This window comes from Agrococcus sp. BE272 (assembly GCF_031457935.1).
In the GTDB taxonomy this organism is placed as follows: Bacteria; Actinomycetota; Actinomycetes; order Actinomycetales; family Microbacteriaceae; genus Agrococcus; species Agrococcus sediminis.
On sequence record NZ_JAVDXL010000001.1, the window covers coordinates 872,379 to 887,135 of the forward strand.

Consider the following 14,757-nt stretch of genomic DNA (forward strand, 5'->3'; position numbering starts at 1 on the left):
CATGGCGGTGACGGACGACGCGATCAGCAAGATCAAGCAGATGATCCAACAGGGCGAGCTGCGCCCCGGCGACCGGCTGCCCCCGGAGCAGGAGCTCGCCGAGCGGCTCGGCCTCTCGCGCTCGTCGATGCGCGAGGCGGTGAAGGCGCTCGAGGCGATGCGCATCCTCGACGTGCGTCGCGGCGACGGCACCTATGTGACGAGCCTGCAGCCGAGCCTGCTGCTCGAGGCGATGTCGTTCGTGCTCGACTTCCACGAGTCGCACGCCGTGCTCGAGGTCTTCGAGGTGCGGCGCATCGTCGAGCCCGCCTCCGCCGCCCTCGCCGCGCGCCGGGCGACGCCCGAGCAGGTCGCCGCGATGCGCGAGCACCTCACGGCCGTGCACGGCGAGACCCCGAGCGACGAGCTCGTCGAGCACGACGTCGCCTTCCATCGGATGATCGCGGCCGCGACGGGCAACGACTACCTCGTCAGCCTGCTCGAGACGATCTCGAGCCAGACCGCCCGGGCGCGCGTGTGGCGCGCTCTCACGCAGGACAACGCGGTGCCGCGCACGCTGCAGGAGCACGAGCGCATCCTCGACGCGATCGCCGCCGGCGACGCCGATGTGGCCCGCGCGGCGATGATCGTGCACATCGCCGGCGTCGAGCACTGGCTGCACGACGCCGCCGAGCGCGAGAGCGAGGCGCTCGCGCAGGCCGACGAGGCGTAGCGGGCCGCGCCGTCGAGGCGCAGCCCGCCGCGCCTTCGGGCGTCAGTCGCCGCCGAAGCCGACGACGCCCTTCCGCAGCAGCGCGTTGCCGTACTTGCGCGCCTCGGCCGTGCGCACGACGCAGAACGCGCTCCGCGCGAGGTCGTAGAAGGCGAAGCGCTCGACCTGGGCGAGGCGCCCCTCCGGGCAGCGCGCGGCAGTGCGCAGCTCCGCGCCCACCTCGACGCCCTCACCCGGCTCCGCCTCCATGAGCAGCACCGACGGCCCCTCGTACTCGTCGTACGGCACGACCGAGCGGATGGCCTCGAGCACCCGCGGGGCGGATGCCTGCACCGTCACGACCGGCTGGCCGGCGGCGTACGAGGGGTAGTGGGCGTCGGCGATGAGCACGCTGTCGCCGTGCCCCATGTGGTCGAGCAGGCGCAGCAGCTCGCCGTCGAGCAGCGGATCGATCCCGTTCAGCATGGTTCCTCCAGTCGGTACACGCGGCGGGCCGTCCCCGCCTCGATCGCGCGGCGCTCGTCCTCCGACAGCGCCGAGAGCGCCGCGTCGATCGGCGCCATGAGCGGGCCCAGCCCGTCGCCGAGCAGCGGCATCGGCCAGTCGGAGCCCAGCAGCATCCGCCCCGGCCCGAACGCGTCGAGCGCCGTCCGCCAGGCGTCGGCGAACACATCCGCCGGCAGGCCGCGGCCCGCGTGGTGCAGGCCGGAGACCTTGGCGACCGTCGTCGGCACGGCCGCGAAGGCCTCGACCCCGGCGCGCCAGGCGTCGCGCGCGCCGGCGTCGACCGGCGGCTTGCCGAGGTGGTCGAGCACGACGACGAGCCCGTCGACCTCGACGGCGGCGCGGGTCGCGGCGGCGAGCTGGTGCGGCCAGGCGTCGGGCACGTCGAGCGGCAGCCCTCGCTCGGCGAGCAGCGCGAGCGTGCGCCGCACCTCGGGCCGGTCGAGCAGGAGCGGGTCGGGCTGGTCGTGGATGAGCGCGCGCACGCCGACGAGCGGGCGGCCGCGCAGCTGCTCGAGCCGCTCCCGCGCGCGCTCCGGGTCCTCGAGCGGCACCCAGCCGACGGCGCCCGCGATCCAGTCGTGCGCCTCCGCGAGCGCGAGCAGGTGCTCGGTGTCGGCGTCGGTGTCGGCCGCCTGCACGAGCACCGCGGCGTCGAAGCCGGCGGCGCCGATCGCCGCCCGGCCCTCCGCGGCGTCGAAGCCGCGGTCGATGGGCGCGAGCGATGCGTCGAGCCACCCGTAGCCCTCGACCGACGGCCAGAGGTGCAGGTGCGCGTCGATCCTCACGCGCACTCCGCGGGGATGAGGCCCGCGTCGGCGAGCTCGGCCCACACCGCATCCGGCACGGGGGTCGCGGCGCGCGCGCCGGTCTCGGCCATCTGGGCGGGGCGGCTCGCGCTCACGGCGCGCGCGACCACCGTCGGCATCCGCAGCGGGAAGGCGATCGCCGCCGTCGGCAGGTCGACGCCGTGCGCCTCGCACACGTCGGCGATCGCGTGCGCGCGCGAGAGCAGCTCGCGGTCGGCGGCGCCGTAGTCGTAGCGGGCGTCGGATGCGGGCCGCGGCTTCGCGAGCAGGCCGGAGTTGAAGATCGACACGGCGATCGACTCCACGCCGTGCGCCGCGCAGGCGGGCACGACCCGCTCGAACGCGGAGTGGTCGAGCAGGGTGATGCGGCTCGAGACCATCAGCACGTCGGCGAGCCCGCTCGTGGCGGCCGCCTCGAGGGCGGTGAGCGACTTCGAGCCGATGCCCACCGCATCCGCCATGCCCTCGCGCCGCAGCGCCGCGAGCGCGGCCAGCCCGGCGTCGAGCGCCGCCCGCTCGCCCTCGGGCGCCACGTCGGGGTCGTGGAGGTAGAGCACGTCGACGCGGTCGAGGCCGAGCCGCTCGAGCGACTCGTCGAGGCTGCGGCGCACGCCCGCCTCGGAGGCGTCGTAGCGGCGCTCGTGCGTGCGCGGCACCGCGAAGTCGTGCGCCATGTCGTCGCCGTCGGCGCCGCCCGGCACGGGCTCGAGCAGCCGGCCGACCTTCGTCGAGACGATGAACTCGTCGCGCGGCTTCGAGCGCAGGAAGGCGCCGAGGCGCCGCTCCGACAGGCCGAGCCCGTAGTGCGGCGCCGTGTCGAAGTGGCGGATGCCCGCGTCCCACGCCGCCTGGAGGGTCGCCTCCGCGTCGGCGTCGCTGAGCGCGCGGTAGAGGTTGCCGACCGTGGCGGCGCCGAAGGCGAGCGGGTGGTCGGCCAGGATCGACATGCCCCTACCCTGCCGCAGTCGCGACTCGGTGCGCACCCGTCCACGTGTAGTCGCGCACCGACTCGGCGAGCATCTCGGTGCCGGCACCCGGTGTGAGCGGCGCGCGGTAGGCGCCGCCCTCGATGACGGTGGGCGTGACGAAGTGCTCGTGCAGGTGGTCGACGAACTCGATCACCCGGCCCTCGCGCGTGCCGGAGACGGCGATGAAGTCGAGCATCGACAGGTGCTGCACGGCCTCGCACAGGCCCACGCCGCCCGCGTGCGGGCAGACGGGCAGCCCGAACTTGGCCGCGAGCAGCAGGATCGCGACGTTCTCGTTCACGCCGCCGACGCGGGTCGCGTCGATCTGCACGTAGCTGATGGCGTCGGCCTGCATGAGCTGCTTGAAGACGACGCGGTTCTGCACGTGCTCGCCGGTCGCGACCGGGATGGGCGCGATGCCGCGGGCGATGGCCGCGTGGCCGAGCACGTCGTCGGGGCTCGTCGGCTCCTCGACCCAGTGGGGCCGGAACTCGGCGAGCGCCTGCACCCAGTCGATCGCCGCCTGCACGTCCCAGCGCTGGTTCGCGTCGATCGCGATCGGGAAGTCGGGCCCGCACACCTCGCGCGCGATGCGGAAGCGGCGGATGTCGTCGTCGAGGTCGGCGCCGACCTTGAGCTTGATCTGGGTGAAGCCGTCGGCCATCGCCTCGCGGCACAGCCGCGCGAGCTTCTCGTCGGAGTAGCCGAGCCAGCCGGGCGTGGTGGTGTAGGCCGGGAAGCCGCTCTCGAGCAGCTGCGCCTCGCGCTCGGCCTTCCCGGGCTCGGCGGCGCGCAGGATCGCGAGCGCCTCGTCGCGCGTGAGCGCGTCGCTGAGGTAGCGGAAGTCGACGAGCGAGACGAGCTCCTCGGGGGTCATGCGGGCGAGCAGCTGCCACAGCGGCATGCCGGCGCGCTTGGCCTTGAGGTCCCACAGCGCGTTGACGACGGCGCCGATCGCCATGTGCATGACGCCCTTCTCGGGGCCGAGCCAGCGCAGCTGCGAGTCGCCGATCAGCTCGGCCGAGGCGGCGCCCATGTCGTCGAGCAGCGGCTCGACCTCGCGGCCCACGATGTGCTCGGCGACGGCGCCGATCGCGGCGAGCTGCACGTCGTTGCCGCGGCCGATGGTGAAGACGAAGCCGTGCCCCTCGTGGCCGTCGTCGGCGTCGGTGCGCACCACGAGGTAGGCGGCCGAGTAGTCGGGATCGGGGTTCATCGCGTCGGAGCCGTCGAGGCTCTGCGAGGTGGGGAAACGGACGTCCGAGACGTCGACGCTGACGATCGTGCTCATGGCGGGGCTCCTCTGACTGGCCATTGCAGACTATAGATCGGATGTTTGGACGGCAAGTGCTGTCACCAAGCGGCTCGATCGCCTAGGATCGCTCCGAGACTTCGGATGTTCGGCATCCGACCGCGCGATGACGACGGAAGGAGCGCACATGCGTCTGGCACGACTGGGAGCAGCCGGCGAGGAGGTGCCCGTCGCCCTCGTCGACGAGCGGGCCTACGACCTGCGGTCGATCGCCGCCGACATCGACGGCGCCTTCCTCGAGCACGGGCTCGATCGCGCCCGCGCCGCGCTGGAGGCCGGCGAGCTGCCGGAGCTGCCCCGCGACGGCCTGCGCGTCGGCGCCCCGGTCGCGCGCCCCGGTGCCGTCGTGTGCGTCGGCATGAACTACGCGGCCCACGCCGCCGAGTCGGGCAGCGAGCCGCCGACGCAGCCCGTCATCTTCCTGAAGCACCCCAACACCGTCGGGGGGCCTGACGACGACGTGCCCCTCGCCGCGCACGCGCAGAAGATGGACTGGGAGGTCGAGCTCGCGCTCGTCATCGGCCGCCCCGCGTGGAACCTCGGCTCGCGGGAGGAGGCGGCCGCGTGCATCGCCGGCGCCACCGTCGCCGACGACCTTTCCGAGCGCACGTGGCAGCTCGAGGTCTCGGGCGGCCAGTGGTCGAAGGGCAAGTGCGCGCCCGGCTCGACGCCGCTCGGACCGGAGCTCGTCACCGCCGACGAGCTCGACCTGGGCGACCTGCGCCTCACGAGCCGCGTCAACGGCGAGCCGCGCCAGGACTCCTCGACCGCCGACCTCATCTTCGACGCCGCGACCGTCGTGCAGGACCTCAGCCGCTACATGCGCCTCGACCCCGGCGACGTCGTGCTCACCGGCACGCCCGAGGGCGTGGCCCTCTCGGGCCGCTTCCCCTACCTCGTCGACGGCGACGTCGTCGAGGTGGCGATCGACGGCATCGGCACGCAGCGCCACCGCATGGTCGCCGAGGCCTCGGCATGAGCGAGTTCGAGGGCCTCGTCGCGATCGTGACCGGCGGCGGCAGCGGCATCGGCGCCGCGATCGCCGACGAGCTCGCCGGCCGCGGCGCGCGCGTGGCAGTGCTCGACCTGCGCCCCGGCGACGCGCACCTGGGCGTCGAGTGCGACATCGCCGACGACGCCTCCGTGCGCGCGGCGGTCGCGCGGGTCGCCGACGAGCTCGGCGGCATCGACATCCTCATCAACAACGCCGGCATCGGCGCGGCAGGCGCGATCGACGACAACGACGAGGCCGAGTGGCACCGCGTGTGGGACGTCAACGTCGTGGGCATCATGCGCGTCACGCGCGCGGCGCTGCCCCACCTGCGCGCCTCGAGGGCAGCGGCGATCGTCAACACGTCGTCGATCGCCGCGACTGCGGGCCTCCCGCAGCGCGCCCTCTACTCCGCATCGAAGGGCGCCGTGCTCTCGCTCACCCGCGCGATGGCCGCCGACCACCTGCGCGAGGGCATCCGCGTCAACGCGGTCAGCCCCGGCACCGCCGACACGCCCTGGGTGGGGCGGCTCCTCGCCGCGGCGCCCGACCCCGCGCACGAGCGCGCCCAGCTCGAGGCGCGGCAGCCGCACGGGCGGCTCGTCGCCCCCGCCGAGATCGCGCACGCCGTCGCGTACCTCGCGAGCCCCCGGGCCGGCTCGACGACCGGCGTCAGCCTCGCCGTCGACGGCGGCATGCAGGAGCTGCGCCTGCGCAAGGACTGAGCGGCGTCAGGACCCGAGCGACGGCGACGCCTCGAAGACCGCGGCCGCGTCGTCGGTCGCCGCATGCGCGATGGCGGCCCAGAGCACGTCGGGGGCGGCCGTGAAGGTGGGCACGCCCGCCTCCGCGAGCGCCACGATGTCGTCGGGGCTGCGCAGGCTCGCCGCGAGCACCTCGGTCGCGGAGTCGCCGCACGCGGCCTGCATGCGCGCGATGTCGCCGACCGCGTCGAAGCCGGCATCGCGCATCCGCCCCAGGTACGCCGCGATGTAGCGGATGCCGCACGAGGCGGCGGCGAGCGCCTGCGCGGGCGTGAAGACCGCAGTCAGCAGCACGGGCGCGCCCTCGCGCGCGAGCCGGGCCGCGACGCCGAAGCCGACGCGTGTCGCCGGCACCTTCACCACCGCGAGCTCTCCGAGCGCGAGGATCTCGCGGGCGCGCCGCTCGAGGGTCGCCTCGTCGTCGCCCCACGCCTGGAAGAAGATCTCCCGCGCGCCCTCCCCGGCCCACCGGGCGTAGAGCTCGGGGATGTCGGCGACGGTGCGGCCGGCGCGCTCGAGGATCGTCGGGTTGGTCGTCACGCCGTGCACGAGCGAGCCGGAGAGCAGGGGCGACACGGCGTCGACGTCGGCCGAGTCGACGTACAGGCGGGGCGCGGGCATGGGTGCTCCTCACGAGCGCAGGGGATGGTGCCCGGCAGGACGTCACGGGTCGCCGCTAATGTAATGACAGGCGCGCGCGGACGTCAATGAGGATCGCGCGAGGATGCGAGGAGCAGTGACCGACGTGCAGGATCTCGACGCAGAACGGGCAGGCGTGCTGGTGGTCGGCTCGATCACCGCCGATGTGACCACCTTCTCGAGCCGGCTGCCGCGGCCGGGCGAGACGTTCCTCGGGGACGCGTTCACGCTCGTGCTCGGCGGCAAGGGCGCCAACCAGGCGGTCGCCGCGGGGCGCGCCGGCGCCGATGCCCAGATGGTCGGATGCGTCGGCGACGACCTGTTCCGCGACCTCGTGCGCGAGGGGCTGCGCGACGCGGGCGTCGACATCCGCCACGTGCGCGTCGTGCCCGACCAGACCGGCATCGCCCACATCCGGGTCGACGCGAGCGGCGAGAACGACATCGTCATGGTGCCGCTCGCGAACGCGCACCTCGACGAGGCGCAGATCGACCGCGCCTTCGCCGAGCTCGGCCCGAGCACGCGCGTGATGCTCACGCAGCTCGAGATCCCCTTCCAGCTCACGATGCACGCGATCCGCCGCGCGCACGAGGCCGGCCTCACCGTCGTGCTCGATCCCGCGCCCGCGCACGAGCTGCCCGACGAGATCTGGCCGCTCGTCGACCTCGTCACGCCCAACGAGACCGAGGCGACGCTGCTCACCGGCACCGACGTCGACTCCCGCGAGGCGGCCGTGGCCGCCGGGCGCTGGTTCGTCGACCGCGGGGTGGGCGCCGCCCTCATCACGATGGCGGGCGCCGGCAGCGTGCTCGTCGACGCCGACGGCGTGAGCGACCACGCGCCCATCCGTGTCGAGGTCGTCGACACGACCGCGGCGGGCGACGCCTTCGCGGGCTTCCTCGCCGCCGCGCTCGCCGCCGGGCTCTCGCGCGACGAGGCCATCCGCCGCGCCGGCGCCGCCGGCGCGCTCGCCGTCACCAAGCGCGGCGCCTCCCCCAGCCTGCCCACCGCCGCCGAGGTCGACGCGCTGCTCGCGTCGCAGCTCGAGCCGGCGACCGAGTCCGCGAGAGAGGACGCCTGATGCGCAAGAGCGCCACGACCATCCACCCGCAGCTGAGCCGCATCATCTCGGAGCTCGGCCACTACGACGAGCTCTTCGTCACCGACGCGGGGCTGCCCATCCCGCAGGACGTCGAGCGGGTCGACCTCGCCTACCGCAAGGGCGAGCCGCCGTTCCTCGACGTGCTCGACACGATCCTCGCCGAGATCGTCGTCGAGGGCGCCGTGATGCCCGCCGAGGTCGCCGAGGCGAGCCCCCACGTGCTCGCGGCGGTGCGCGAGCGGCTCGAGCCGTTCGGCATCGACGTGCAGCTCATCCCCCACGTCGACTACAAGCGCCGCTCGCACGGCGCACGCGCATTCGTGCGCTCGGGCGAGTACACGCCCTACGCCAACGTCGCGCTCATCGCGGGCGTCGACTACTGACGATGGCCGTCGACGCCGCCCCGAGACGTCGCCGCAGCACCGCCTCGCTGCCGTCGATCACGATCGACCGCCGCTCGGCGCTGCCGATGTACGACCAGCTGCGCCGGCAGATCCTCGAGACCATCTCCGACGAGGGGCTCGAGCCGGGCGACCTGCTGCCGGGCGAGCTGCGCATGTGCGAGCTCTACGGCGTCTCGCGCACGGTCGTGCGCCAGGCGCTCGGCCAGCTCGAGCACGACGGCATCATCACGCGCGTGAAGGGCAAGGGCACCTTCGTCGCGCCGCAGAAGACCACCGAGACGCTCGCGAGCGGCCTCGCGGGCCTCTTCGAGGAGGTCGCCTCGCGCGGCGGCCACGTGCACAGCGAGGTGCTGCGGCTCGAGCGCGAGCCCGCCGACGAGCGCGTCGCCGAGCAGCTGCGCTGCGCCACCGGCACCGTCGTGGTGGCGCTCGAGCGGCTACGCTTCGTCGACGGCGAGCCCTGGTCGCTCTCGACCACCTGGATGCCCGAGCACATCGGCGCGCACGCATTCGGCGCCGACCTCGCCGAGGGCTCCCTCTACGCGCTGCTCGCCGACCGCGGCATCCGCGCCGCGAGCGGCGTGCGGTCGGTCGAGGCCTCGGTGACGGATGCGCGCGAGGGCCAGCTGCTCGGGATCGGCCCCGGCAAGCCCGTGCTGCTGCTGCGCAGCGCCATGGTCGACGCGGCGGATCGGCCGATCGAGTACTTCCAGGCGCTGCACCGCGGCGACCGCACCCGCTTCGAGTTCCACCTCACGGCCGACGACGCGCGCGGGCCGGTGTTCCTCACGCGCTGAGGCACGGCGACGCCGGGCCGGCCCGAGGACGCAGGGCCGGTCCAAGGACGCCTGGCGCAAACCTGTAATGACAGGTAGAGTCGTGGCGCGCCCGACGGAGCGCGCCATCGACCGAGGAGACGCCGTGCCCGACTTCGCCACGCCCCCCATCAGCCCCTTCGCCATCCGGTTCGACGCCGAGGCGGCGACCCTCTCGCCCGAGGGCCCCACGCTCGAGCGGCGCATGAGCGACCTCGAGGGCCTCTTCGCCGACCACGACGCGTGGCGGGCTGCCGTCGCCGACGGCGACCCGGTCGTCTACCGCGTGCAGTCGTCGCCCGTGCCGGAGGCCGACCGCGAGCTGCCGCAGTCGATCACGACCATCGAGCCCGGCACGACCGCAGGCGAGTGCTGGATGACGAAGGGCCACCAGCACCCGAACCACCAGGGCGAGATCTACCTCGCCCTGCACGGCACGGGGGGCCTGCTCATGTTCGACGGCGACCGCGTCGAGTGGCTCGACATGACGCCCGGCACCATCGGCTACATCCCGCCGGGCTGGGCGCACCGCTCGGTCAACGTCGGCGACGAGCCCTACTCGTTCCTCGCCGTCTACCCGGGCGGCGCCGGCCACGACTACGGCTGGGTGCTCGAGCACGGCATGGGCAACCGCATCCACCGCACCGGCGACGGCTTCGAGCTGCGCCCCTACAGCGCCTGACCCATGCTGATCGCGCACGACCTCGGCACGACCGGCAACAAGGCCTCCCTGCACGACGACGACGGCCGGCTGCGCGCATCCGTCACGGTCGCCTACCCCGTGCGCTTCGCCGACGGCGGCATCGCCGAGCAGGATCCGCGCGACTGGGAGCGGGCGGTCGTCGAGGCGACCCGCTCGCTGCTCGCGCGCACCGGCACCGACCCCGCGACCGTCACCGGCCTCGTCGTCAGCGGCCAGATGATGGGCGCGGTGCTGCTCGACGAGCACTACGAGCCGGTGCGCCCGGCGATCATCTGGGCCGACACGCGCGCGCAGGCGCAGACCGAGCAGCTCGTCGACCGGCTCGGCGAGCGCGAGGCGTACGCGCTGCTCGGCCACCGGCTGAACCCCACGTACTCGATCGCCAAGGTCATGTGGGTGCGCGACCACGAGCCCGACGTGTACGACCGCGTGCGGTGGTTCTGCGTCGCGAAGGACTTCGTCGTGCACCGCCTCACCGGGCGCCTCGCGACCGAGCCGAGCGACGCATCCGCCACCAACGCCTTCGACCAGCAGGCGGGCACCTGGTCGCGCGCCGTCATCGACGCGGCCGGGCTCGACATCTCGATCTTCCCCGACATCGTCGCCTCGACCGAGGTGGTCGGCACGCTCACCGACGATGCCGCGGCCGCGACGGGGCTCCCGAAGGGCACCCGCGTCGTGATGGGCGGCGGCGACGGCCCGATCGCCGCCGTCGGCGCCGGCGTCGTCGCGCCGGAGGACGGCGCGTACGTGTGCCTCGGCACCTCGTCGTGGATCTCGTTCTCGGCCGAGCAGCCGGTGCTCGACCCGAGCATGCGCACCTTCACCTTCGACCACGTCGTGCCCGGCCAGTACGTGCCCACCGCGACCATGCAGGCCGCGGGCGCGTCGGTGAGCTGGATCAACGAGGTGCTCTCGCCCGAGCCCGACGGGCGCTCGCTCGCCGAGCTCGTCGCGCAGGCCGACACCGACGATGCGGCGACCGGCGGCCTGTACTTCCTCCCCTACCTGCTGGGCGAGCGCGCCCCGCGCTGGAACCCCGACGCGCGCGGCGCGTTCGTCGGCATCGGCAGGCACCACGGCAGGGCGCACCTCGTGCGCGCCGTGCTCGAGGGCGTCGCCTTCAACCTCGCCGTCTGCATCGACGCGTTCCGCGAGTCGGGCTCGACGATCGACCGCATCGACGCGGTCGGCGGCGGCGCCGCGAGCGACGCCTGGCTGCAGATCATGGCGGATGTGTGGGGCGTGCCCGTGCGCCGCCGCTCGGTGGTCGAGGAGGCCAACAGCCTCGGCGCAGCGGTGGTCGGTGCGATGGGCCTGGGGCTCGTCGACTCCTTCGCGGCGGCCCGCGACCTGTCGGAGGTGACCGCCGAGTTCGTGCCCGACGCCGGGCGCCACGACCAGTACCGGCAGCGGCTCGGGCGCTTCGACGAGGCTTACGCGGCCCTCGAGCCGTGGTTCGGCGCGCACTGATGGCGACGATCCTCGCGACGAGCCGCTCCTTCGGCGGCGGCAGCCGCGACCTCGTCGGCGAGCTCGAGCGCGCCGGCCACACCGTGCTGCGAGGGCCGAGCGACCACGCGCTCGACGCGCTGCGCGAGGCGCTCGCGGGCGCCGACGCGTGGATCGCCGGCACCGGCCCCGTGACGGCCGAGCACCTCGACGCCGCGCCGCGGCTGCGCGTGGTCGCCCGCTACGGCGTCGGCACGGAGGCGGTCGATGTCGCCGCGGCGACCGCGCGCGGCATCCTCGTCACGAACACCCCGGGCGCGAACTCCGACGCGGTCGCCGACCACGCGGTCGCGCTCATGCTCGCCGCGCTGCGCTCGATCGCGCACGGCGACCGGCAGGTGCGGCGCGGCGACTGGCGGGCGGTGCGCGGGCGCGAGCTCGGCGCCCTCACCGTCGGCATCGTCGGGTTCGGCCGCATCGGCCGGGGCGTCGCGCGCCGGCTCGGCGGCTTCGGCTCGCGCATCGTCGCGACCGATCCCATGCTCACCGACGAGCAGGTGCGGGACGGCGGCGCCGAGCCGCTCGACCTGGCGGCGATGGCCCGGGAGTGCGACCTCATCACCCTCCACGCACCCGGCGGCCAGACGCTCGTCGACGCCGGCTGGCTCGCCGGGGTCGCGCGGCCGCTCGTGCTCGTGAACACCGCGCGCGCCGACCTCATCGACGAGGCCGCGCTCGCCGAGGCGCTCCGCGACGGGCGCATCACCGCCTTCGCGGCCGACACGCTCGCCGGCGACACGGCGGGCACCGCCTCCCCGCTGCTCGCCGACGACCTCGCCGACCGCGTCACCGTCACGCCGCACCTCGGGGCGCAGACCGTCGAGGCGGTCGACGGCATGGGCTCCATCGCCGTGGCCAACGCGCTCGCCGCGCTCGAGGGCATCGCCCCGCCGAACCCCGTGAACGACCCCGACCCCGCCGCGCTCGCCGCGCGGCGCCGAGAGGAGCAGGCATGAGCGTCCATGCCCCCACCGACCGCCTCGATGCCGTGCGCAGCGCCGGCGTGCTCGCCGTGCTGCGCGCGCCCGACGCCGAGCGCGCGGTGCAGGCCGCCGCCGCCCTCGTGCGCGGCGGCGTCACCGGCATCGAGGTCACGTACTCGACGCCCGACGCGGCGGCCGTGATCGCCGAGCTGCGGCGCCGCCACGGCGACGCGGCGCTCGTCGGCGCCGGCACCGTCACGACCCCGGCGCAAGCCGAGGAGTCGGCCGCTGCGGGCGCGCAGTTCCTCGTCGCCCCCGGCACGCTGCCCGACCTCGCGCGGGCGATGCTCGGCACGGGCCTCACGACCATGACGGGCGCCATGACGCCCACCGAGGTCATGGGCGCGATGGCGCTCGGCGTCGACGTCGTGAAGGTCTTCCCCGCGTCGCTCGGCGGCCCGGGGTTCCTCAAGGCGCTCCGCGAGCCGTTCGCCGACGCGGTGCTCATGCCCACGGGCGGCGTCACCGCCGAGAACCTCGCCGAGTTCCTCGCCGCCGGCGCGATCGCGGTGGGGGCGGGCGGCGACCTGCTGGCCCGCGACGCCCTCGCGGCGCGGGACTGGGACGCGATCGAGGCGCGCGCCCGCGACTACGCGTCGGCGCTCGAGGCGGCGAGGCGCGCATGAGCGGCCGCATGGGCTTCGTCGGCGTCTCGACCCGGTCGTCGTCGATCATGGCGATCTTCCCCGTCTGGGCCGACATCCTCGGGCTCCCCACGCGCGAGCTCGAGGGGCACGACCTGCCGCTCGACGCGACCCGCGAGCAGTACCGCGCGCTCGTGGAGGCCATCCGCGACGATCCCGAGCACCGGGGGGCGCTCGTGACCACGCACAAGATGGCGCTCTACGCGGCCGCCCACGACCTCTTCGACGAGCTCGACGACTTCGCGCGCGCGTGCGGCGAGGTCTCGAGCATCGCCAAGCGCGACGGGCGCCTGCTCGGCCACGCGAAGGATCCGATCACCGCCGGGCTCGCGCTCGACGAGTTCCTGGCCCCGGATGCGTTCGGCGGCGTCCGCGACGCCGTCGTGCTCGGGGCGGGCGGTGCGGGCCTGGCCCTCACCTGGCGCCTCGCCGAGCGCGACGACCGGCCGCGGCGCATCCTCGTCACCGACACGAGCCGCGAGCGCCTCGACCACCTGGCCGCCGTGCACGCCTCGCGCGGCACCGACCCGGCGCTCCTGACGCTGCTCGAGGCCACGCCCGACGCCACCCGCGCGGCGCTCGCCGACGCGCCGGAGGGCAGCCTCGTCGTGAACGCCTCCGGGCTCGGGAAGGACCGGCCGGGCTCGCCCGTGCCCGACGGAGCGGTCTTCCCGCGGCGGGCGGTCGTCTGGGAGTTCAACTACCGCGGCAGCCTCGAGTTCCTGCACCAGGCGCGCGCGCAGCAGGCCGAGCGCGAGCTGACGGTGGTCGACGGGTGGCGCTACTTCATCCACGGCTGGACCCAGGTGATCGGCGAGGTCTTCGCGATCGAGATGACGCCGGCGCTCGTCGAGCGCCTCGCGGTCGCCGCCGAGCCGTTCCGCGCATGACCGTCGTCCGCACCGTGCTCGGCGACGTCGAGCCGGCGGCCCTCGGCGCGGTCGACGCGCACGAGCACCTCTTCCAGGTCTCGCCGCTCCTGCCGGGCGACGAGCTCGACGACCCGGAGCGCTCCCGCCAGGAGGCGGCGAGCCTGCGCGGCAGCGGCGTCGCGGCGATGATCGACGCGACGCCCATCGGGCTCGGGCGCCGGCCGGCCGAGGTCGCGGCCATCAGCGCGACGACCGGCCTCGGCGTCGTCGCGAGCACGGGCATCCACCGCGAGGCCCACTACGGCGCCGAGCACCCGCTGCGCGGCTGGGACGCCGAGCGCCGTGCCGCGGCGTTCGTGCGCGACCTCGTGGAGGGGATGCCCGAGCACGACGGGCCGGACGCGGGCCCCGCGCTCCACGAGGGCGAGCCCGTGCGCGCCGGCCTCATCAAGACCGGCATCGGCTACTGGTCGATCGCGCCCTTCGAGCGCACCACGCTCGTGGCGGCCGCGATCGCGCACGCCGAGACGGGCGCGGCGATCATGGTGCACCTCGAGCACGGCAGCGCGGGCCACGAGGTGCTCGACCTGCTCGAGCGCCTCGGGGTCGCGCCCGGGCGCGTCATGCTCGCGCACGCCGACCGGCTCATCGACCCCGGCCACCACGCCGAGCTGCTCGCGCGCGGCTGCGCGCTCGGCTACGACGGCATGGCGCGGTGGCGGGACCGCAGCGACCACGAGCTGCTCGAGCTCACCGCGGCGGTCGTCGAGCGCGGCTTCGACCGCATCCTGCTCGGCGGCGACGTCGCGCGCGCCTCGCGCTACGTCGCCTACGGCGGCATGCCCGGCCTCGCCTACCTCGGCGCGCGCTATCTGCCGCGGCTGCGCGAGCGCATCGGCGACGAGGCCGTCGAGCGGATGCTCGTGGCCCACCCGCGCGAGCTGCTCGCGATCCGCGGCTGAGCCGCTCCCCGCGCTCCCCGCGCTCCCCGTGCACGCGGAAGCCCCCGGCCTGGTGGCCGGG

The 14,757-nt window shown here is 74.9% G+C and carries 17 protein-coding genes; 12 read left to right on the forward strand and 5 right to left on the reverse strand.

Going from position 1 to position 14,757, the window contains the following annotated elements; genetic code table 11:
* The first annotated feature begins 1 nt into the window (after nucleotide 1).
* Nucleotides 2-712: a FadR/GntR family transcriptional regulator gene (locus J2X49_RS04215; protein ID WP_146354452.1), complete on the forward strand. Its 711-nt coding sequence runs from the start codon at nucleotides 2-4 to the stop codon at nucleotides 710-712.
* A 42-nt stretch (nucleotides 713-754) separates the two neighbouring features.
* Here the strand turns inward: J2X49_RS04215 and J2X49_RS04220 are convergent, their stop codons facing one another.
* The 4 genes from J2X49_RS04220 to J2X49_RS04235 are packed head-to-tail and all read right to left on the reverse strand — an operon-like array spanning nucleotide 755 to nucleotide 4,284.
* Complete coding sequence (locus J2X49_RS04220; protein ID WP_310122943.1) at nucleotides 755-1,177, reverse strand: RbsD/FucU domain-containing protein; 423 nt, start codon at nucleotides 1,175-1,177, stop codon at nucleotides 755-757.
* Nucleotides 1,171-2,004, reverse strand: coding sequence for an amidohydrolase family protein (locus J2X49_RS04225; protein WP_310122946.1), 834 nt, complete (start codon nucleotides 2,002-2,004; stop codon nucleotides 1,171-1,173). The genes J2X49_RS04220 and J2X49_RS04225 overlap by 7 nt, the downstream gene beginning before the upstream one ends.
* Entirely contained in the window at nucleotides 2,001-2,972 is a 972-nt protein-coding gene (locus J2X49_RS04230) for an aldo/keto reductase (protein ID WP_310122951.1), read from the reverse strand. Before J2X49_RS04230 ends, J2X49_RS04225 begins: the two co-directional genes overlap by 4 nt.
* 4 nt (nucleotides 2,973-2,976) lie before the next feature.
* Nucleotides 2,977-4,284, reverse strand: coding sequence for an L-fuconate dehydratase (locus J2X49_RS04235; protein WP_310122953.1), 1,308 nt, complete (start codon nucleotides 4,282-4,284; stop codon nucleotides 2,977-2,979).
* Between the two features lie 148 nt (nucleotides 4,285-4,432).
* Here J2X49_RS04235 and J2X49_RS04240 point away from each other — a divergent pair, with 148 nt between their 5' ends.
* A complete protein-coding gene (locus J2X49_RS04240; RefSeq protein ID WP_310122955.1) occupies nucleotides 4,433-5,284 on the forward strand; it encodes a fumarylacetoacetate hydrolase family protein in 852 nt (283 codons plus the stop codon).
* Entirely contained in the window at nucleotides 5,281-6,021 is a 741-nt protein-coding gene (locus J2X49_RS04245) for an SDR family oxidoreductase (protein WP_310122958.1), read from the forward strand. Before J2X49_RS04240 ends, J2X49_RS04245 begins: the two co-directional genes overlap by 4 nt.
* 6 nt (nucleotides 6,022-6,027) lie before the next feature.
* Here J2X49_RS04245 and J2X49_RS04250 read toward each other — a convergent pair whose 3' ends face one another.
* Nucleotides 6,028-6,681 carry a transaldolase family protein gene (locus J2X49_RS04250; RefSeq protein ID WP_310122962.1) on the reverse strand — a complete coding sequence of 218 codons (654 nt, stop codon included), beginning with the start codon at nucleotides 6,679-6,681 and terminating at the stop codon, nucleotides 6,028-6,030.
* Between the two features lie 115 nt (nucleotides 6,682-6,796).
* Here J2X49_RS04250 and J2X49_RS04255 point away from each other — a divergent pair, with 115 nt between their 5' ends.
* The 9 genes from J2X49_RS04255 (at nucleotide 6,797) to J2X49_RS04295 (ending at nucleotide 14,696) form a co-directional block, all read left to right on the forward strand.
* Nucleotides 6,797-7,780: a ribokinase gene (locus J2X49_RS04255; protein ID WP_240671289.1), complete on the forward strand. Its 984-nt coding sequence runs from the start codon at nucleotides 6,797-6,799 to the stop codon at nucleotides 7,778-7,780.
* Entirely contained in the window at nucleotides 7,780-8,184 is a 405-nt protein-coding gene (gene rbsD / locus J2X49_RS04260) for a D-ribose pyranase (RefSeq protein ID WP_310122968.1), read from the forward strand. Before J2X49_RS04255 ends, rbsD begins: the two co-directional genes overlap by 1 nt.
* A 2-nt stretch (nucleotides 8,185-8,186) precedes the next feature.
* The gene (locus J2X49_RS04265; protein WP_310122970.1) at nucleotides 8,187-9,002 is read left to right on the forward strand and encodes a GntR family transcriptional regulator; all 816 of its coding nucleotides are present in this window, start codon (nucleotides 8,187-8,189) and stop codon (nucleotides 9,000-9,002) included.
* 124 nt (nucleotides 9,003-9,126) lie between these two features.
* A complete protein-coding gene (locus J2X49_RS04270; RefSeq protein WP_310122972.1) occupies nucleotides 9,127-9,702 on the forward strand; it encodes a glucose-6-phosphate isomerase family protein in 576 nt (191 codons plus the stop codon).
* A 3-nt stretch (nucleotides 9,703-9,705) separates the two neighbouring features.
* Nucleotides 9,706-11,196 (forward strand): xylulokinase, encoded by a 1,491-nt coding sequence (gene xylB, locus J2X49_RS04275; RefSeq protein WP_310122975.1) that lies wholly within the window; start codon nucleotides 9,706-9,708, stop codon nucleotides 11,194-11,196.
* On the forward strand, nucleotides 11,196-12,191 hold the full coding sequence (locus J2X49_RS04280; RefSeq protein WP_310122977.1) for an NAD(P)-dependent oxidoreductase: 996 nt from the start codon (nucleotides 11,196-11,198) through the stop codon (nucleotides 12,189-12,191). The genes xylB and J2X49_RS04280 overlap by 1 nt, the downstream gene beginning before the upstream one ends.
* A complete protein-coding gene (locus J2X49_RS04285; RefSeq protein ID WP_310122980.1) occupies nucleotides 12,188-12,844 on the forward strand; it encodes a bifunctional 4-hydroxy-2-oxoglutarate aldolase/2-dehydro-3-deoxy-phosphogluconate aldolase in 657 nt (218 codons plus the stop codon). The genes J2X49_RS04280 and J2X49_RS04285 overlap by 4 nt, the downstream gene beginning before the upstream one ends.
* On the forward strand, nucleotides 12,841-13,752 hold the full coding sequence (locus J2X49_RS04290; protein ID WP_310122983.1) for a shikimate dehydrogenase: 912 nt from the start codon (nucleotides 12,841-12,843) through the stop codon (nucleotides 13,750-13,752). Before J2X49_RS04285 ends, J2X49_RS04290 begins: the two co-directional genes overlap by 4 nt.
* Nucleotides 13,749-14,696, forward strand: a complete 948-nt coding sequence (locus J2X49_RS04295) for an aryldialkylphosphatase (protein WP_310122986.1) — start codon at nucleotides 13,749-13,751, stop codon at nucleotides 14,694-14,696. The genes J2X49_RS04290 and J2X49_RS04295 overlap by 4 nt, the downstream gene beginning before the upstream one ends.
* The last annotated feature ends 61 nt before the right edge of the window (nucleotides 14,697-14,757 follow it).

Coding starts and splice junctions, on each gene's coding strand:
- J2X49_RS04245 (WP_310122958.1), top strand. CDS start 5,281: ATGAGCGAGTTCGAGGGCCTCGTCGCGATCGTGACCGGCGGCGGCAGC.
- J2X49_RS04250 (WP_310122962.1), bottom strand. CDS start 6,681: ATGCCCGCGCCCCGCCTGTACGTCGACTCGGCCGACGTCGACGCCGTG.
- J2X49_RS04240 (WP_310122955.1), top strand. CDS start 4,433: ATGCGTCTGGCACGACTGGGAGCAGCCGGCGAGGAGGTGCCCGTCGCC.
- xylB (WP_310122975.1), top strand. CDS start 9,706: ATGCTGATCGCGCACGACCTCGGCACGACCGGCAACAAGGCCTCCCTG.
- J2X49_RS04215 (WP_146354452.1), top strand. CDS start 2: ATGGCGGTGACGGACGACGCGATCAGCAAGATCAAGCAGATGATCCAA.
- J2X49_RS04285 (WP_310122980.1), top strand. CDS start 12,188: ATGAGCGTCCATGCCCCCACCGACCGCCTCGATGCCGTGCGCAGCGCC.
- J2X49_RS04220 (WP_310122943.1), bottom strand. CDS start 1,177: ATGCTGAACGGGATCGATCCGCTGCTCGACGGCGAGCTGCTGCGCCTG.
- J2X49_RS04265 (WP_310122970.1), top strand. CDS start 8,187: ATGGCCGTCGACGCCGCCCCGAGACGTCGCCGCAGCACCGCCTCGCTG.
- J2X49_RS04290 (WP_310122983.1), top strand. CDS start 12,841: ATGAGCGGCCGCATGGGCTTCGTCGGCGTCTCGACCCGGTCGTCGTCG.
- J2X49_RS04280 (WP_310122977.1), top strand. CDS start 11,196: ATGGCGACGATCCTCGCGACGAGCCGCTCCTTCGGCGGCGGCAGCCGC.
- rbsD (WP_310122968.1), top strand. CDS start 7,780: ATGCGCAAGAGCGCCACGACCATCCACCCGCAGCTGAGCCGCATCATC.
- J2X49_RS04295 (WP_310122986.1), top strand. CDS start 13,749: ATGACCGTCGTCCGCACCGTGCTCGGCGACGTCGAGCCGGCGGCCCTC.
- J2X49_RS04230 (WP_310122951.1), bottom strand. CDS start 2,972: ATGTCGATCCTGGCCGACCACCCGCTCGCCTTCGGCGCCGCCACGGTC.
- J2X49_RS04235 (WP_310122953.1), bottom strand. CDS start 4,284: ATGAGCACGATCGTCAGCGTCGACGTCTCGGACGTCCGTTTCCCCACC.